Source organism: Ralstonia nicotianae (assembly GCF_018243235.1).
GTDB classification, from domain to species: Bacteria; Pseudomonadota; Gammaproteobacteria; order Burkholderiales; family Burkholderiaceae; genus Ralstonia; species Ralstonia nicotianae.
Map to the genome: position 1 here is coordinate 558,268 of NZ_CP046674.1, position 17,488 is coordinate 575,755.

General features: G+C 65.6%; 9 protein-coding genes, 2 rRNA genes and 1 pseudogene. 7 read left to right on the top strand and 5 right to left on the bottom strand.

What is annotated here, in order from left to right; genetic code table 11:
• Positions 1-27 precede the first annotated feature (27 nt).
• Positions 28-2,906, top strand: a 23S ribosomal RNA gene (locus GO999_RS02595).
• Positions 2,907-3,025: 119 nt separating this feature from the next.
• Positions 3,026-3,138, top strand: a 5S ribosomal RNA gene (gene rrf / locus GO999_RS02600).
• A 422-nt stretch (positions 3,139-3,560) separates the two neighbouring features.
• Here the strand turns inward: rrf and GO999_RS02605 are convergent.
• Positions 3,561-4,751, bottom strand: coding sequence for a M20 aminoacylase family protein (locus GO999_RS02605; RefSeq protein WP_016724726.1), 1,191 nt, complete (start codon positions 4,749-4,751; stop codon positions 3,561-3,563).
• A 389-nt stretch (positions 4,752-5,140) separates the two neighbouring features.
• Here GO999_RS02605 and GO999_RS02610 point away from each other — a divergent pair, with 389 nt between their 5' ends.
• The 5 genes and pseudogenes from GO999_RS02610 (at position 5,141) to GO999_RS02630 (ending at position 10,649) form a co-directional block, all read left to right on the top strand.
• Positions 5,141-6,634 (top strand): ABC transporter substrate-binding protein, encoded by a 1,494-nt coding sequence (locus GO999_RS02610; RefSeq protein ID WP_211906755.1) that lies wholly within the window; start codon positions 5,141-5,143, stop codon positions 6,632-6,634.
• A 43-nt stretch (positions 6,635-6,677) separates the two neighbouring features.
• The gene (locus GO999_RS02615) at positions 6,678-7,655 is read left to right on the top strand and encodes an ABC transporter permease (protein WP_016724728.1); all 978 of its coding nucleotides are present in this window, start codon (positions 6,678-6,680) and stop codon (positions 7,653-7,655) included.
• Between the two features lies 1 nt (position 7,656).
• Positions 7,657-8,571: an ABC transporter permease gene (locus GO999_RS02620; protein WP_020832739.1), complete on the top strand. Its 915-nt coding sequence runs from the start codon at positions 7,657-7,659 to the stop codon at positions 8,569-8,571.
• Positions 8,568-9,587, top strand: coding sequence for an ABC transporter ATP-binding protein (locus GO999_RS02625; RefSeq protein WP_020832738.1), 1,020 nt, complete (start codon positions 8,568-8,570; stop codon positions 9,585-9,587). Before GO999_RS02620 ends, GO999_RS02625 begins: the two co-directional genes overlap by 4 nt.
• Positions 9,584-10,649 (top strand): annotated as a pseudogene (locus tag GO999_RS02630) (ABC transporter ATP-binding protein). Before GO999_RS02625 ends, GO999_RS02630 begins: the two are co-directional and overlap by 4 nt.
• Positions 10,650-10,830: 181 nt before the next feature.
• Here GO999_RS02630 and GO999_RS02635 read toward each other — a convergent pair.
• From GO999_RS02635 to ptsP, 4 genes are all read right to left on the bottom strand, one after another.
• Positions 10,831-11,988 carry an ABC transporter substrate-binding protein gene (locus tag GO999_RS02635; RefSeq protein WP_019718205.1) on the bottom strand — a complete coding sequence of 386 codons (1,158 nt, stop codon included), beginning with the start codon at positions 11,986-11,988 and terminating at the stop codon, positions 10,831-10,833.
• 167 nt (positions 11,989-12,155) lie between these two features.
• Positions 12,156-13,877 (bottom strand): PTS fructose transporter subunit IIC, encoded by a 1,722-nt coding sequence (locus GO999_RS02640; protein ID WP_211906520.1) that lies wholly within the window; start codon positions 13,875-13,877, stop codon positions 12,156-12,158.
• 32 nt (positions 13,878-13,909) lie between these two features.
• Positions 13,910-14,860, bottom strand: coding sequence for a 1-phosphofructokinase (gene pfkB, locus GO999_RS02645; protein ID WP_165591149.1), 951 nt, complete (start codon positions 14,858-14,860; stop codon positions 13,910-13,912).
• Positions 14,857-17,391 (bottom strand): phosphoenolpyruvate--protein phosphotransferase, encoded by a 2,535-nt coding sequence (ptsP, locus tag GO999_RS02650; protein ID WP_028861008.1) that lies wholly within the window; start codon positions 17,389-17,391, stop codon positions 14,857-14,859. The genes pfkB and ptsP overlap by 4 nt, the downstream gene beginning before the upstream one ends.
• Between the last annotated feature and the right edge of the window lie 97 nt (positions 17,392-17,488).

The window sequence follows — 17,488 nt, forward strand, 5'->3', positions numbered from 1 at the left end:
GCCTATAGCGAGACATACTCGTTATAGGGTCAAGCGAATAAGTGCATGTGGTGGATGCCTTGGCGATCACAGGCGATGAAGGACGTAGTAGCTTGCGAAAAGCTGCGGGGAGCTGGCAAACGAGCTTTGATCCGCAGATGTCCGAATGGGGAAACCCGGCCCGTATGGGTCATCCCTTGCTGAATACATAGGCAAGGGAGGCGAACGCAGTGAACTGAAACATCTAAGTAGCTGCAGGAAAAGAAATCAACCGAGATTCCCAGAGTAGTGGCGAGCGAAATGGGAACAGCCTTGTACTCTTTAGCAGTATTGTTAGCGGAACGGAATGGAAAGTCCGGCCATAGTGGGTGATAGCCCCGTACGCGAAAACAGTATTGTGGAACTAGGTGTACGACAAGTAGGGCGGGACACGTGAAATCCTGTCTGAAGATGGGGGGACCATCCTCCAAGGCTAAATACTCGTGATCGACCGATAGTGAACCAGTACCGTGAGGGAAAGGCGAAAAGAACCCCGGGAGGGGAGTGAAATAGATCCTGAAACCGCATGCATACAAACAGTCGGAGCCTGGAAACGGGTGACGGCGTACCTTTTGTATAATGGGTCAGCGACTTACATTCAGTGGCAAGCTTAACCGATTAGGGAAGGCGTAGCGAAAGCGAGTCCGAATAGGGCGTTCAGTCGCTGGGTGTAGACCCGAAACCAAGTGATCTATCCATGGCCAGGTTGAAGGTGCGGTAACACGTACTGGAGGACCGAACCCACTAACGTTGAAAAGTTAGGGGATGAGCTGTGGATAGGGGTGAAAGGCTAAACAAACTTGGAAATAGCTGGTTCTCTCCGAAAACTATTTAGGTAGTGCCTCGTGTCTCACCTTCGGGGGTAGAGCACTGTCATGGTTGGGGGGTCTATTGCTGATTACCCCGCCATAGCAAACTCCGAATACCGAAGAGTGCAATCACGGGAGACAGACATCGGGTGCTAACGTCCGGTGTCAAGAGGGAAACAACCCAGACCGCCAGCTAAGGTCCCTAAGATTGGCTAAGTGGGAAACGAAGTGGGAAGGCTAAAACAGTCAGGAGGTTGGCTTAGAAGCAGCCACCCTTTAAAGAAAGCGTAATAGCTCACTGATCGAGTCGTCCTGCGCGGAAGATGTAACGGGGCTAAGCCAGTCACCGAAGCTGCGGATGCACGTAAGTGCATGGTAGGAGAGCGTTCTGTAAGCCTGTGAAGGTGTCTTGTAAAGGATGCTGGAGGTATCAGAAGTGCGAATGCTGACATGAGTAGCGATAAAGGGGGTGAAAGGCCCCCTCGCCGTAAGCCCAAGGTTTCCTACGCAACGTTCATCGGCGTAGGGTGAGTCGGCCCCTAAGGCGAGGCAGAGATGCGTAGCTGATGGGAAGCAGGTTAATATTCCTGCACCGTCGTATGATGCGATGGGGGGACGGATCGCGGAAGGTTGTCCGGGTGTTGGAAGTCCCGGTCCCTACATTGGAGATGGCACTTAGGCAAATCCGGGTGCGTGATTCAAGGGTGTGGGGCGAGCGACGTTAGGTCGCGAAGCAATTGGAAGTGGTTCCAAGAAAAGCCTCTAAGCTTCAGTCATACGAGACCGTACCGCAAACCGACACAGGTGGGCGAGATGAGTATTCTAAGGCGCTTGAGAGAACTCGGGAGAAGGAACTCGGCAAATTGGTACCGTAACTTCGGGATAAGGTACGCCCTTGTAGTTTGACTGGCTCGCGCCAGAAGGATGAAGGGGTTGCAATAAAATGGTGGCTGCGACTGTTTAATAAAAACACAGCACTCTGCAAACACGAAAGTGGACGTATAGGGTGTGACGCCTGCCCGGTGCCGGAAGATTAAATGATGGGGTGCAAGCTCTTGATTGAAGTCCCGGTAAACGGCGGCCGTAACTATAACGGTCCTAAGGTAGCGAAATTCCTTGTCGGGTAAGTTCCGACCTGCACGAATGGCGTAACGATGGCCACACTGTCTCCTCCCGAGACTCAGCGAAGTTGAAGTGTTTGTGATGATGCAATCTCCCCGCGGCTAGACGGAAAGACCCCATGAACCTTTACTGTAGCTTTGCATTGGACTTTGAACCGATCTGTGTAGGATAGGTGGGAGGCTTTGAAACCGGGACGCTAGTTTCGGTGGAGCCGACCTTGAAATACCACCCTGGTTTGTTTGAGGTTCTAACCTTGGCCCGTGAATCCGGGTCGGGGACAGTGCATGGTAGGCAGTTTGACTGGGGCGGTCTCCTCCCAAAGTGTAACGGAGGAGTTCGAAGGTACGCTTGGTACGGTCGGACATCGTACCTAAAGTGCAATGGCAAAAGCGTGCTTAACTGCGAGACCGACAAGTCGAGCAGGTGCGAAAGCAGGACATAGTGATCCGGTGGTTCTGTATGGAAGGGCCATCGCTCAACGGATAAAAGGTACTCTGGGGATAACAGGCTGATACCGCCCAAGAGTTCATATCGACGGCGGTGTTTGGCACCTCGATGTCGGCTCATCTCATCCTGGGGCTGTAGCCGGTCCCAAGGGTATGGCTGTTCGCCATTTAAAGAGGTACGTGAGCTGGGTTTAAAACGTCGTGAGACAGTTTGGTCCCTATCTGCCGTGGGCGTTGGAATCTTGACGGGGGCTGCTCCTAGTACGAGAGGACCGGAGTGGACGTACCGCTGGTGTACCTGTTGTCTCGCCAGAGGCATCGCAGGGTAGCTATGTACGGAAGAGATAACCGCTGAAAGCATCTAAGCGGGAAACTCGCCTGAAGATGAGGATTCCCTGGAGACTTGATCTCCCTGAAGGGTCGTTCGAGACCAGGACGTTGATAGGCTGGGTGTGGAAGCGCAGTAATGCGTTCAGCTAACCAGTACTAATTGCCCGTGCGGCTTGATCCTATAACCGGTATGTTTCCGGCTGGGTCTGCCTTGTGCCTGATACACACAAAAGCACAACCCCAAACTACATTCCATATTGGCGGCGTTGACCCTGAAGTCAGCGACGCGACAAGTCATAGCCTGGTGACCATAGCGAGTCGGTACCACCCCTTCCCATCCCGAACAGGACCGTGAAACGACTCCGCGCCGATGATAGTGCGGATTCCCGTGTGAAAGTAGGTCATCGCCAGGCTCTCCATCAAAACGCCCCAACCCTTACCGGTTGGGGCGTTTTACTTTGGGCGGCCAAACCTCGCAATCTCTCGACCTCTGCCCACAACAAAGAGCCTCCTCTCGCGGGTGGCCCGGCATAGCGCTCGCAGATCCGCGTTGCGCACCCCACAAAGACCCTTGAAGCAGGGGATCTTACGGGTCAGCGGCCCGTTGCTGCCGGATGTGCTGCTGGTCGGGCTGCGTGCATCGCCGGGCCTTCGGCTGGCATATATCAGGCGGATCACTTTCTGCCAAGCGAACCCGGTAGAGGGGGGCGGCAATCTTCGATTGGCCTCGTGTATTCGCGGATACGCTTCCCCAACTGCGGCGAGCAACTTTTCTGCGGATCATAAAAAAACCACCGTACACGGTGGTTTTTGTGTTTCTGAGGGGATGCGTGAATCAAGCCGGAGCCAGAAATTTTTCTACCAGGCGAACCCAGTAAGTTGCGCCGAGCGGCAGCAGTTCGTCGTTGAAGTCGTAGCTGGGATTGTGCAGCATGCACGGTCCCAGGCCGTGGCCCTGTTCTCGATGATCGCCGTCGCCGTTGCCGATGAAGGCAAAGCAGCCCGGTTTCTCGATCAGCATGAAGGAGAAATCCTCGGCTCCCATGGTCGGGTCGATATTGGCATCGACGTGATCGGGGCCGACCAGTTCGCGCATGACTTCGGCGGCGAACAGCGTTTCCCGCTCGGTGTTGACGGTGGGCGGGTAGTTGCGATGGAAGGTGAAGTCGATGGAGCAGTCGTAGGCGGCGGCGATCGCTTTGGCGACTTCTTCCATGCGCCGCTCGATCAGGTCCAGCACGGCTGTCGAGAAGGTGCGCACGGTGCCGCCGATCCACGCTTCGTTCGGGATGATGTTGCTGGCGTCGCCGGCATGGAACTGCGTGATGGACAGCACCGCCGTGTCGATCGGCCGCTTGTTGCGAGTGATGACGCCCTGCAGCGCCGATACCATCTGTGCGCCAACGAACACGGGGTCGTTGCCGTTGTGCGGCAGTGCGGCGTGTGCGCCCTTGCCTTTGATGACGATGCGGAATTCGTTGCTGGATGCCATCAGCGGGCCGACGCGCGTGCCGAATGCACCGACGGGTACGCCCGGCCAGTTATGCATGCCGAACACCGCGTCGCACGGGAAGCGGTCGAACAGGCCGTCCCTGATCATTTCCCGAGCGCCGCCGCCGCCTTCTTCGGCCGGCTGGAAGATCAGGTGGACCGTACCGCTGAAGTTGCGATGCCTGGCGAGATAGTGGGCCGCACCCAGCAGCATGGCCGTGTGGCCGTCATGGCCGCATGCGTGCATTTTTCCTTCGTGCCTGGAGCGGTGTGCGAACTGGTTGGCCTCGGCCAATGGCAGCGCATCCATGTCTGCGCGCAGGCCGATCCGCTGGCCTTCACCGTTGCGGATCACGCCGACCAGGCCGGTCTTGCCGAGTCCACGGTGCACTTCGATACCCCATTCGGCCAGCTTGGTGGCGACCAGGTCGGAGGTGCGCTGCTCTTCGAAACAGAGTTCGGGGTAGGCATGAATGTCACGTCGCAGTGCCTGGATCTCTGCCTGGGCGGCGAGGATTTCTGGGATCAGCTTCATGGGTGGCGCTCGTGTTCTGGCGTGGAAGTTCGCTTCAACGTCCGATGATACGCCGAAGGTGGCTGCCTGGTCCGCGCCATCCGTGCGAGCGCGGCACGCCTGGTGGCTCCGACATTCGTCTCCGGTATGGAACGGTTCCTGCTTTTTGCTTTCGCCCGCCGTCGCCGGGGATTTCGGAAGACGAACGACGTCGGTGTGCACCAATTTGTGGCGCCGCACATTGCTGATGGCACGTGGGCGTCGCTATAGTCGGCGCGAGCGCTCCGAGAAGCGAGGCCGCGCCCTCAGCGAGATCGAACCATCGATTCCTTTTCTTGGGGAGAAGAGCCGTGACCATGACTCGGATCTTGCGGCGCGTCGCTGCTGCGATGTGTGTGGCGGGGTGTGCGATGGCGGGCATCAGCCCCCAGGCGCTGGCCACCGATTTGAGGATTGGCATGAGTTCGCCGCCGACCTCGATGGACCCGCACTTCTACAACCTGTTCTCCAACATCAACGTATCGGAGCACATGTTCGAGTGCTTGGTGAAGATGGATGCGGACAGCCATATCGTTCCGGGGCTGGCCGAGTCGTGGAAGATGCTCAACAACCTGACCTGGGAGTTCAAGCTGCGGCCGGGCGTGAAGTTCCATGACGGCAGCGAGCTGACGACGGAGGATGTGGCGTGGTCGCTCGACAGGCCGGCGACCATCGTCAACAGCCCGGGCAAGTTCGATACCTACACCAAGGCGATCATCCACAAGAAGATCATCAACAAATACACGATCCAGCTGACGACCTCGCAGCCGTATCCGCTGATGCTGTCGGACCTGATCTCGGTGTTCATCGTGCAGAAGAAGGCGACGCAGGGACTGTCGAGCGACGACTTCGCGCAGGGCAAGGGCATGGTCGGCACCGGGCCGTTCAAGTTCGTCAGCTACGCGCGGGACGACCGTGTCGAGCTGGTGCGCAACGACCAGTACTGGGGCCCGAAACCGGCTTGGGACAAGGTGACGCTGCGCTTCATTCCCAACGGCGCGACGCGCATCGCGGCGCTGCTGTCGGGGGATGTGCAGGCAATCGAGAACGTGCCGACGCCGGACCTGGCGCGCGTGCGCGGGGATGCATCGCTGAATTTTTTCTCGAAGATCTCGCACCGCGTCATCTATCTGTATACGGACGACAAGCGTGACCCGACGCCGGACGTGACGGGTAAGGACGGCAAGCCGCTCGCCAAGAATCCGCTCAAGGACCCGCGCGTGCGTCGCGCGATGAGCATGGCGATCAACCGCCAGGGCATCAAGGACCGCATCATGGAGGGCCTGGCGGAGCCGACCGACAACCTGGTGCCACCGCAGCTGTTCGGCTATAACCCGAACCTGAAGACCCTCAAGTACGATCCGGAGGGCGCGAAGAAGCTGCTGGTCGAGGCGGGCTATCCGGACGGCTTCGGCATCACGCTGCACACGCCCAACAACCGGTACGTGAACGACGAGAAGATCGCGCAGACCATCGCGCAGAACCTGACGCGCATCGGCATCGTGACCAAGGTGGAGGGCATGCCGATGGCGACCTTCGCGGCCAAGAGCATCCGGCACGAGTATTCGTTCGGGCTGGTGGGCTGGGGCGCGCAGACGGGCGAGGATGCCAGGAAGGGCTACGGTACGGTCAACTGGGGCCAGTACTGCAACCCTAAGATGGACGCGGTGCTCGACAAGGCGCTCTACACCATGGACGACAAGGAGCGCTCCAGGCTGCTGCAGGAAGCGACCGCGATCGTGGTCGATGACGGCGGTATCATCCCGGTCCATTTCCAGGTGACGACGTGGGCGGCGCGCAAGGGCTTCACCTATACGCCGCGCACCGACGAACGCACTTACGCGCAGGGCTTCATGCCGCAGTAATGTCGTCGTCGCTTCCATTCACACGTAACCGGGCGAGTCTCCGATGCTGGTGTTCCTGATTCGACGGCTGCTGGAATCGGTGGCGGTGTTGCTGGTGATGTCGATCCTGGTGTTCCTGGGCGTGTACGCCATTGGCAATCCGGTCGACATCCTCATCAACCCGCAGGCGGACCAGCAGGACATCGCGCGCACGATCGCCGCGCTGGGGCTCGACAAGCCGCTGTGGCAGCAGTACCTGTACTTCCTGAAGGGCGCGCTGCAGGGCAACCTGGGCGTGTCGTTCGCGCACGGCACGCCCGCGCTCAAGCTGATCTTCGAGCGCATGCCGGCGACGTTCGAGCTGGCGGTGTTCGCCATGCTGCTGGCGATCGTGCTGGGGATTCCGCTCGGGCTGTGGGCGGGGCTGCGGCCGAACGGGGTGGCCAACCGCACCATCATGACGGTGTCGATCCTGGGGTTTTCGCTGCCGACGTTCTGGGTCGGGCTGATGCTGATCATGGTGTTCGCTGTGCAGCTGGGCTGGCTGCCGTCCAACGGGCGGGGCGAGACGCGGTTGCTGTTCGGCATCCCGGTGAGCTTTCTGACGCTCGACGGGCTGCGGCACCTGATTCTGCCGGGCGTGACACTGTCGCTGCTCAACATCGCCATGGTGATCAGGCTGACGCGCGCGGGGACACAGGAGGCGATGCTGCAGGACTACGTGAAGTTCGCGCGCGCCAAGGGGCTGTCGAACGCGCGCATCGTTGGGGTGCATGTGCTGAAGAACATCCTGATCCCGATCGTGACAGTGGTGGGCCTGCAGTTCGGTTCGGTGATCGCGTTTTCCATCGTCACCGAATCGATCTACGCCTGGCCGGGGATGGGCAAGCTGATCATCGATTCGATCCAACTGCTCGACCGTCCGGTGATCGTGGCCTATCTGCTGGTGATCGTGACGCTGTTCATCCTGATCAATCTGGTGGTCGACCTGATCTACGGCGTGCTCGATCCGCGCGTGCGCCTGTCCGAAAGCCGGAGCTGACATGACGACTTCCACCACCGCGACCGCCAGGCCGGCCGCAGAAGAAACGCCGCTGCGCCGCTTCGTGCGCCAGTTCTGCGCCAGCCGCGCGGCGGTGATCGGCGTGATCGTGCTGGCGATCATCATTGTCGTGGCGTTGGCGGCGCCGTGGATTGCGCCGCAGAACCCGTACGATCTGTCCAGGCTCGACGTGCTCGATTCGCGCCTCGCGCCCGGCGAGAAATCCGGCGATGGCATGATCTTCCTGCTCGGCTCGGATGACCAGGGGCGCGACATCCTGTCCGCCATCCTCTATGGCCTGCGTATCAGCGTGGGCGTGGGCGCGGTGAGCACGGTGATCGCGCTGGTGCTGGGCACGGTGCTGGGGCTGATCGCCGGCTTCGCGGGCGGGCGCATCGAATCGCTCATCATGCGGATCGCCGACCTGCAGCTGTCGTTTCCGCCGATCCTGCTGGCGCTGATCCTGCTGGCGCTGCTCAGGCCGGGCCTGGCCAACATCGTGATCGCGCTGGTGGCGGTGCAATGGGCGTACTACGCGCGCACCACGCGCAGCGCGGCGCTGGTGGAGCGCCGGCGCGAATACATCGAGGCGGCGCAGGTGCTGGGCCTGCCGCCGTCGCGCATCATGTTCCGCCATCTGCTGCCGAACTGCCTGCCGCCGCTGATCGTGATCGCGGCGCTGCAGGTGGCTTCGGCGATCACGCTGGAGGCGACGCTGTCGTTCCTGGGGCTGGGGGTGCCGATCACCGAGCCGTCGCTGGGGCTGCTGATCGCCAACGGCTTCCAGTACATGCTGTCGGGCAAGTACTGGATCAGCTTCTTTCCCGGCCTGGCGCTGCTGCTGACCATCGTGTCGATGAACCTGGTCTCGGACCAGCTCCGCGACGTGCTCAACCCCCGCTTGCAGACGCTATGACGATGTCCGCCACCGCCAGGCCGACGCTCGCCGTCGAGGGCCTGAAGACCGAGTTCACCACGCGTGGCGGCGTCGCGCGGGCGGTCGACGACGTGTCGTTCGCGGTCGGGCGCGGGGAGATCATGGGCCTGGTCGGCGAGTCCGGCTCGGGCAAGTCGATGACCGGCTATTCGATCATGGGCCTGATCGACCCGCCCGGGCGCGTGGTCGGCGGCTGCATCGAGCTGACCGGGCGCGATGGCGTGACGCACGACCTGCGCACGCTGCCGGCCGGGCAGATGCGCGACATGCGCGGTAACCGCATCGCCATGATCTTCCAGGATCCGATGATGACGCTGAACCCGGTCCTGCGCATCGATACGCAGATGACCGAGGCGGTGCTGGCGCATCAGCGCGTGAGCCGGCAGCGGGCGCGCGAGATGGCGCGGGAGGCGCTGGCCAGGGTCGGCATCCCGTCGCCGGAGGCGCGGCTGCAGGCGTATCCGCACCAGTTCTCGGGCGGCATGCGGCAGCGGGTGGCCATCGCCATCGCGCTGCTCAACAAGCCGGACCTGATCATCGCCGACGAGCCGACCACGGCGCTGGACGTGACCATCCAGGGCCAGATCCTGGCCGAGGTGCAGACGCTGTGCCGCGAGAGCGGGACCGCGCTGATCTGGATCACGCACGATCTTTCCGTGGTGGCGGGCCTGGCCGATACCGTGTGCGTGATGTACGCCGGTCGCATCGTCGAGCAGGGCAGCGTGCAGCAGGTGCTGGAGACGCCGCGCCATCCGTACACCTTCGGGCTGATCGCCTCGGCGCCGTCGCGCAACCCGCGCGGCGTGCCGCTGCGGCAGATTCCCGGCATGGCGCCGTCGCTGCTGGCGCTGCCCGGCGGGTGCGCGTTCCGCGAGCGCTGTGCCTTTGCCTCCGACATTTGCAAGCAGGCGCCCGCGCTCGAGCGGCTCGACGACGGCCGCGCGCTGCGCTGCTTTCACCCCGTGACCCAACGCCCCGAGGAGACCGCCGCATGAGCGCGACGCATCCCGAACACGATGCCGCCGTGGCCGTCGAGGCGCCGTCCGCCGAGCCCGGGCTGCGGGTGCCGATCCTGTCGCTGCGGGGCATGTCCAAGCGCTTCGTCAAAGGGCTGGACCTCTCGTCGCGCATCGCCAACTGGTTCGGCGCGGGCCTGCGGGAAGAGGTGGTGCATGCCGTCGACCATGTCGATCTCGATATTGCCGCCGGCGAGGTGGTCGGGCTGGTGGGCGAGTCGGGCTGCGGCAAATCCACGCTGGGCCGGCTGGTCGTGGGCCTGCACAAGCCGACCGCCGGCATGCGGCTGTGGAAGGGCATCGACCTCGATCGTCTGCAGCCCGAGCGCCGCCGCGAGAAGCAGCTCGCCATCCAGATGATCTTCCAGGACCCGTATGCCTCGCTGAACCCCCGACTGCGCGTGCAGGACATCGTCGGCGAGGCGCCGGTGGTGCATGGCATGGTCGAGGCGGCCGCCCAGCGCGACTACGTGGCCGAGATGCTCACGCGCGTGGGCCTGGACCCGAGCGTGATGCGGCGCTTTCCGCACCAGTTCTCGGGCGGGCAGCGGGCGCGGATCGGCATCGCGCGGGCGTTGGCGGTCAAGCCGGAGTTCCTGGTCTGCGACGAGTCGGTGGCGGCGCTGGACGTGTCGATCCAGGCGCAGGTGCTGAACCTGTTCATCCGCCTGCGCGAGCAGCTGAATCTGACCTACCTGTTCATCAGCCACGATCTGGGCGTGGTCAAGCACATCAGCGACCGCGTGGTGATCATGTACCTGGGCCGGGTGGTGGAGTCCGCGCCCACCGAGGCGATCTTCGCGTCGCCCAACCATCCGTATACGCGGGCCTTGCTTGCCGAAGCCCCCAAACTGGAGGTGCGCAAGAAGACCTACGTGGCGATTTCCGGCGAGATCCCGTCGCCGCTGGATCCGCCGCCCGGCTGCCATTTCCACCCGCGCTGCCCGCATGCGATGCCGCGCTGCAGGGTGGAAGTCGCCGGCGCTCAAAGAGATCGCGCCGCTGCGGTTTTCCGCGTGCCATCTGAACGATCAGCCATAGGCCACGGCCCTATCGCCCGATGCGCGTCGACGCGATTGCCGCTGCCTTGCCGCCTGCCGATGCCGGCCTGCGGCGGATCCTCCGCGCGCTGGTGGCGTTCGATGCCGTCAACCGCGAGGCGTAGGGGCAACAAAAAACCGGGCGCATGGCCCGGTTTCTTGCTGGTGCAAGCGATGCGCGTTCAGCGGATCACCTGCCCGTGCGAGTTGATGACGGTCATCTCGACGAACTTCGAGGCGACGTGGTTGGTCGGCGAGAAGCTGACCGCAAAGCCGCCAAGGTCGGTGGAGCCCATCGTCTCGAGCGCGGTGATCAGCTTCTCGCGCGTCAGATCCCGGCCGGCGCGCTTGAGGCCTTCCACGAAGATGCGCGCGGCGATATAGCCTTCCATGCTGCCGTAGTCGAACGAGGTGACGCCGTCGGCCTTGAGCAGCTTCTCGTAGTCGCGCGTCAGCGCCGACGACATGCTGTGCGGGAAGGGCATCACTTGCGAGACGACCACGCCGCCACCGGCCGAGCCCAGCGCATCCGCCAGCTCCTTCGTGCCGACGAACGATACGTTGTAGAACTGGCCCGTGAAGCCCTCCGCCAGCGCTTCCTTCACCAGCGCCGCCGTGGTCTGGTACGTGCTGATGACGACGACGGAGTCGGCCTTGCTCGGGAGCACCTTGCTCAATGCGGCTTTCACTGTGGTGCTGTTGCGCGGCACGCTGGCTTCCACCGCGAGCGCCACGGCCTTGTTCTCGGGCAGCGCCAGTGCACGCTTGACACCCGCCAGGCCGGCGGCACCGTAGCTGTCATCGTTGTAGACCACGGCCACGCGCTTGTGGCCCGTGGTGCGGATCTGCTGGACGATGGCTGCCGTCTCGTCGTTATAGCTGGCGCGTACGTGGAAGACGTTGCGGGCGAACGGCTCACGCAGCGCTATGGCGCCGGAATACGGTGCGAAGAAGGGCACGCCCGCCGGGTTGGCCACCTTGAGGGCCGCCAGGCTGGTCGGCGTGCCGACATAGCCGAACAGGGCGAACACCTTGGTGTCGTTGATCAGTGTCTTGGTGTTGCGCTCGGCGGCCTCGGGCTCATAGAAGTCGTCGAGCACCTTCAGTTCGATCTTGCGGCCGTAGATGCCGCCGGCGGCGTTGATGGATTTGAAATACAGCTTGGCGCCCAGGTTCATCTGCTGGCCGAGCTTGCCTGCCGGGCCGCTCATGGCCGCGGACTGGCCGATGATGATGGCGTCGTTGGTCACGCCGGTCTCGGCCTGTGCGCCGAAGGCCGCCATGCCGAGCACGCCCGCCACGAGCGTCGCGCGCCATCCGATGATGCTGCGTCGTTGCATATTCTTCCCCTCAAAGATTAAACGCCCGGTACACCGGCGAACATGCCGGTACCGGGCTCGAACGCCGGCCATCATAGCCAAACTTGCGTGACAGGCAAGGGGGGAATTGCTAAGACTGCGGTGTTTTTGATACGGGGCAGCGGCGTCATGGACGCCGCGGGCGGGCGTCAGGCGGTGGCGGCTACGCGGCGCTTGAGCAGCGCCAGCAGCACGGCTGTCAGCACGGTGCCGGCGACGAGCGCCACCACGTAGCCGCCCAGGTGCGTGACCGCATTGGGAATCGGCAGCACGAACGCGCCGCCGTGGGGCACGCGCAGCTCGACGCCGAACAGCATCGACAGCGCGCCGGCACAGGCCGAACCGGTCACCAGCGCGGGAATGACGCGCAGCGGATCGCGCGCGGCATACGGGATCGCGCCTTCGCTGATGAAGGCCAGGCCGAGCACGGCGGTGGCACGCGCGGCCTGCCGTTCCTCGCCGGTGAAGCGCGAGGGGAACAGCCAGGCCGCCAGCGCGATGCCCAGCGGCGGCGTCATGCCGGCGGCCATGGTCGCGGCCATCGGCGTGTAGACCTGGCTGCCGATGAGGCCGGTGCTGAAGGCATAGGCGGCCTTGTTGACCGGTCCGCCCATGTCGAATGCCATCATGCCGCCCAGCAGCGCGCCCAGCGGCACGGCGTTGGCGCCCTGCATGCCGCGCAGCCAGGCGGTCAGCGAGGCCAGCAGCGCGGCCACCGGCGCGCCCACGACATAGAGCATCACCAGGCCTGTCAGCAGCGAGCCGAGCACCGGCAGGATCAGCACCGGCTTGAGGCCGTCGAGGTTGCGCGGCAGCCGCAGCCACCGGTTGAGCGCCGAGGTGCCGTAGCCGGCCACGAACCCGGCCACGATGCCGCCCAGGAAGCCCGCGCCGAGGCTCGCGGCCAGCATGCCGCCGACCATGCCGGGGGCGATGCCGGGCCGGTTGGCGACGGAGTAGGCGATGTACCCGGCCAGCGCCGGCACCATCAGCGCAAAGGCGGACTTGGCGCCAATCTGGAACAGGGCCCAGCCGAGCGTGCCGCGCGCCGCGTCGTCGGCGGCGTAGATGCCGCCCACGGCAAAGGCCAGCGCGATCAGGATGCCGCCGGCTACCACGAAAGGCAGCATGAACGACACTCCGGTCATCAGGTGTTTGTAAGGTCCGGTGCGCTGCTGTTCGGCGGGGGTTGCGCTCGCGCCGGCATCGGCCCGGACCTGCCCGCTGGGCGCGGCGACGGCGGCCTCGGCCAGCGCGCGGCGGATCAGCGCCTGCCCGTCGTGGATGGCGGCCTTGGTGCCGCTGCGGAAGACGCGCTTGCCCTCGAAGCGCGACAGATCGACCTGCGTGTCTGCAGCGATCAGCACGATGTCTGCCTGGGCGATCGCGTCGGCCGACAAGGTGTTCTGCGCCCCCACCGAGCCCTGCGTCTCGACATGGATGGGGTGGCCGAGTGCGCTGGCTGCCTGGGTCAGTGCCTCGGCGGCCATGAAGGTATGGGCGATGCCGGTCGGGCACGAGGTGATGGCGACGATGCGCCGGCCTTGTTCGGCCGCAGTGGGCGGGGCGGGGGGGCTGTCCAGCATGCGCGCCAGCACAGCGCGGGCATCGGCCAGCACATCGTCGAGGGCCACCTCGATCATGCGCGGATTGGCCTGGCGCGCGGCGGCGTCGGGCGCGACACCGGCCCACACCACCGCGTCGGCGTTGGCCAGTGCGGTGGCGGCCACCGCCGACAGGGTGTCGGGTGTGCGCACGTCCACGTCGAGCCGGCAGCCGGCTTGCTGCGCCGCATGCCGCAGCGCTTCGCCGGCCAGCAGGGGGCGCGTGCTGTGGCTGTCCGCGCTGAGAATTGCCAACAGATGGGGCATGTCTAGCTCCTTGGAATCGGTTGAGCGGGGCGTCAGGCCATCCGCTGCATGTGCACGGCGGCGGCGCGCTCGCGTACCTGCTGCTGCGGCGGCAGGTGGGGGCCGATGCGCTGCAGCTTGCAGGCGGCAAACGCCACCGACAGGCGGACGGTCTCTTCGGTCGAGGCGCCGGCGTGCCAGCCGGCCAGCACGCCGGCCACCATGGCATCGCCCGCGCCGACCGTGCTGGCGGCGCGCACCGGCGGCAGACTGGCCTGCCAGATGCCTTCGCCGGTCACAAACAGGGCGCCTTGCTCGCCCAGCGAGACGATGACCTGCGCCACGCCGCGCGCGTGGATGCCGCGCGCGGCATCCACCACATCCTGCAGCGCCGGCAGCGGCCTACCGGCCCACAGTTCCAGTTCGTGCCGGTTGGGCTTGATCGCGGTGGGCAGGGCTTCGCGCGGTGCGGCCAGGGCGTGCGTGAGCGGCGCGCCGCTGGTGTCGAGCAGCGTGCGCGCGCCGCGCCGGTTCAGGCGTGCCAGCAGGCGGACGTAGGTGTCGGCGGGCAAGCCGCCCGCAAGGCTGCCGCACAGCGCGATGCCTGCCACGTCAGCCACCGCATCGACGCGCTCGCAGACGGCGTCGAGGTCCGCGGGCGCTGCCGTGATCCCGGGCAGGTTGATGTCGGTGGTCTGCCCGTCGGACTGATCGCTGATCTTGATATTGGTGCGGTTGGTGCCGGGCACGCGGCAGAAGCTGTCGGCCACGCCCTTGCGCGCGAACAGCGCTTCGAACAGTTCGGTATTGGCTTCGCCCAGCAGGCCGGTGGCCACCACGGGCACCTGCCAGTCGGCCAGGCAGCCGGCCACGTTGACGCCCTTGCCGCCGGCCTGGTGCGTGACGCTGCGGCCGAGGTTGACATGGCCGCGTTCGAGCCGGTCCAGGCCGACCGTCATGTCGATGGCCGGATTCAGGGTGACGGTGACGATGCGCTGGGTCATGCTGCGGCCATCTCCGTGCCGGCGCGATGAGCGGGGAGGGTGGCTTCGAGCGCCCGCACGTCTTCGGCCGATGCGCAGGCGAGCGCCTGCCCGGCCAGCTCGGTCAGTTGCCGGACATGGGCATCGCGCAGGCGCGCTTTCACGGCGGGGATGTCCCGCGGGCTCATCGACAGTTCGTGCACGCCCAGGCCCGTCAGCAGCAGGGCGCCGAACGGGTCGCCGGCCAGTCCGCCGCACACGCCCACCCAGCGGCCGTGCCGCGCCGCGCCTTGCACGGTCAACTGGATCAGCCGCAGCACGGCGGGGTGCAGGCTGTCGGCCTCGGCGGCGAGGTCGGGGTGCTGGCGGTCGATCGCCAGCGTGTACTGCGTGAGGTCGTTGGTGCCGATCGAGAAGAAATCGACGTGCTCGGCCAGCTGGTCGGCCAGCAGCGCGGCGGCCGGCACTTCCACCATGATGCCCAGCGGCACCGCCGGCGCATCGAGTTCGGCGCGGATGCGCTCGCAGGCGGCGCGCAGGGCGATCACCTCGCCGAGCGACGTGATCATCGGGAACATGATGGACAGCGGGCCGCCGCCGCAGGCCGCGCGGTAGAGCGCGCGCAGCTGCGGCTCCATCAGGTCGGGCCGGCGCAGCAGCAGCCGCGCGCCGCGCACGCCCAGGAAGGGGTTCTCCTCCTTGGGCAGGTTCAGGTGCGGGACCTGCTTGTCGCCGCCGATGTCGAGCGTGCGCACGATCAGCGGACGGCCGCCCAGGGCGCCGAGCATGGCGGCATAGACCTCGTGCTGCGCGTCTTCGTCCGGGGCATGGTCGCGCTCGAGGAAGAGGAACTCGGTGCGCATCAGGCCCACGCCTTCGGCGCCCAGGGTGACGGCCTCGATGGCTTGCGCGGGCAGGTTGACGTTGGCGGCGATCTCCACCGCGTGGCCGTCGCGCGTGCGGGCCGGCAGGCCGCGTTCGGCCTGCTCGCGCTGCGCCCGCGCGGCGTCTTCCCGCAGCCAGGCCTCGGCGCCGGCGACGGCGGCGGCATCCGGGTCGAGATACAGCTGGCCGCCGGAGCCGTCGACGATGGCCTGTGTGCCGGAGGCCACGTCCAGCACGGCCGGTCCGGCCGCGACCACTGCGGGAATGCCCAGCGTGCGCGTCAGGATGGCGGTATGCGAGGTGGGGCCGCCCTGCGCGGTGACGATGCCGGCGATGCGGCGGGTATCCAGGGCGGCGGTGTCCGACGGCGACAGGTCTTGCGCCACCAGGATGCACGGCCCGTCCGGCAGCGCCTGCGCCGTGCCGCGCAGGGCGGGATCGAGATGGCCGAGCACGCGCCGGCCCACATCGCGCAGGTCGGCGGCGCGCGCGGCCAGCAGCGGATTGCCCAGCGCCGCCAGCCGCTCGGCCAGCCGCTCCACGGCGTGATGCCACGACCATGCCACGCCGTGGCCCTCGACCATCGCCTGGCAGGTCAGCGTCATCAGGTCGGTGTCGCCCAGCAGTTCGGCCTGGGCCTTGAAGATGCCGGCCTCGGCTTCGCCCAGCCGCGCGGCGGTGTCGCGGGCGAGCGCAGCCAGTTCGGCGCGCGTGTCGGCCAGGGCGCGGTCCAGCAGATCGCCGCCCGTGGCCAGCGGAACCGGATGGTCGGGTATCGCCGAGACCCCCGGCTGCATGACGTGGACGGTGCCGATGGCCAGCCCGGGGCTCGCGCCGATGCCGCCGATGGCGGGCAGGTCCGCCGCGGGCTGCCAGCCGCGTGCGATCTGGCGCGTACGGGCGGCTTGCGTGTCGCGTGCGGCCTGGGCGCGCTCCTGAGCCGTCAGGCTGCGGATGGTGTGCTGCAGCGCCGTCAGCGCGGCGCGGGCATCCGGCCCCTCGGCCGACAGCGTGAGCGCGGCGCCGGCGGCCAGCCCCAACTGCAGCAGCGCCACCAGGTTCTTGGCATCGGCTGTCTCCGCGCCATGGCGGACCTGCACGCGCGCGGCGAACCGGCGCGCGGTCTCGACCCACTGAGCAGCGGGGCGGGCGTGCAGGCCGCTGGGGTAGTCCAGCGTCAGCGCCAGCCGTTCGGCCAGATCGCCGCCCGGAGCGCTTGCCGCCGGGGCCGGCGCATCCTGCGACAGCGCGGCGACGATGTCCTCCGCCCGCTGCGTGGAAAACAGCTGGCGCAGACGCGCGTCGTCGTTCAGCAGGCGGGTCAGCCGGCGCAGCAGTGTGATGTGCTCGTCCGACTGCGCCGCAATCGCAAACACCAGATGCGTGGTCTGGCCCGGGTGCCATTCCAGCCCGTCGGGAAACTGCAGCACCGCGATGCCGGTCTGGCGGATCAGGTGGCGGTCCTCGCCCATGCCGTGCGGAATGGCGACGCCGTGGCCGAGGAAGGTGTTGGCCACCGTCTCGCGGCGCAGCAGGCTGTCGATGTACGCCGGGTCGATGCACCCGGTGTCGGCCAGCAGCCGGCCGGCGGCCCGGATGGCGCTGGTCTTGTCGGTGGCGCGCTGCTGCAGGCGGATGCGCTCGGCGCAGATGAGGGGGGACGGCATGCGACGGTGTCTCCTGCGATCGCCGGGCTCGCGGGCGCGGCGGGCGTGTCGTTGATGTGGTCGGATTGAAATCGATTACATTGTCCGTGTCAATGTG

Coding starts and splice junctions, on each gene's coding strand:
- GO999_RS02615 (WP_016724728.1), top strand. CDS start 6,678: ATGCTGGTGTTCCTGATTCGACGGCTGCTGGAATCGGTGGCGGTGTTG.
- GO999_RS02640 (WP_211906520.1), bottom strand. CDS start 13,877: ATGCCCCATCTGTTGGCAATTCTCAGCGCGGACAGCCACAGCACGCGC.
- GO999_RS02610 (WP_211906755.1), top strand. CDS start 5,141: ATGGCGGGCATCAGCCCCCAGGCGCTGGCCACCGATTTGAGGATTGGC.
- GO999_RS02605 (WP_016724726.1), bottom strand. CDS start 4,751: ATGAAGCTGATCCCAGAAATCCTCGCCGCCCAGGCAGAGATCCAGGCA.
- GO999_RS02625 (WP_020832738.1), top strand. CDS start 8,568: ATGACGATGTCCGCCACCGCCAGGCCGACGCTCGCCGTCGAGGGCCTG.
- GO999_RS02635 (WP_019718205.1), bottom strand. CDS start 11,988: ATGCAACGACGCAGCATCATCGGATGGCGCGCGACGCTCGTGGCGGGC.
- pfkB (WP_165591149.1), bottom strand. CDS start 14,860: ATGACCCAGCGCATCGTCACCGTCACCCTGAATCCGGCCATCGACATG.
- GO999_RS02620 (WP_020832739.1), top strand. CDS start 7,657: ATGACGACTTCCACCACCGCGACCGCCAGGCCGGCCGCAGAAGAAACG.
- ptsP (WP_028861008.1), bottom strand. CDS start 17,391: ATGCCGTCCCCCCTCATCTGCGCCGAGCGCATCCGCCTGCAGCAGCGC.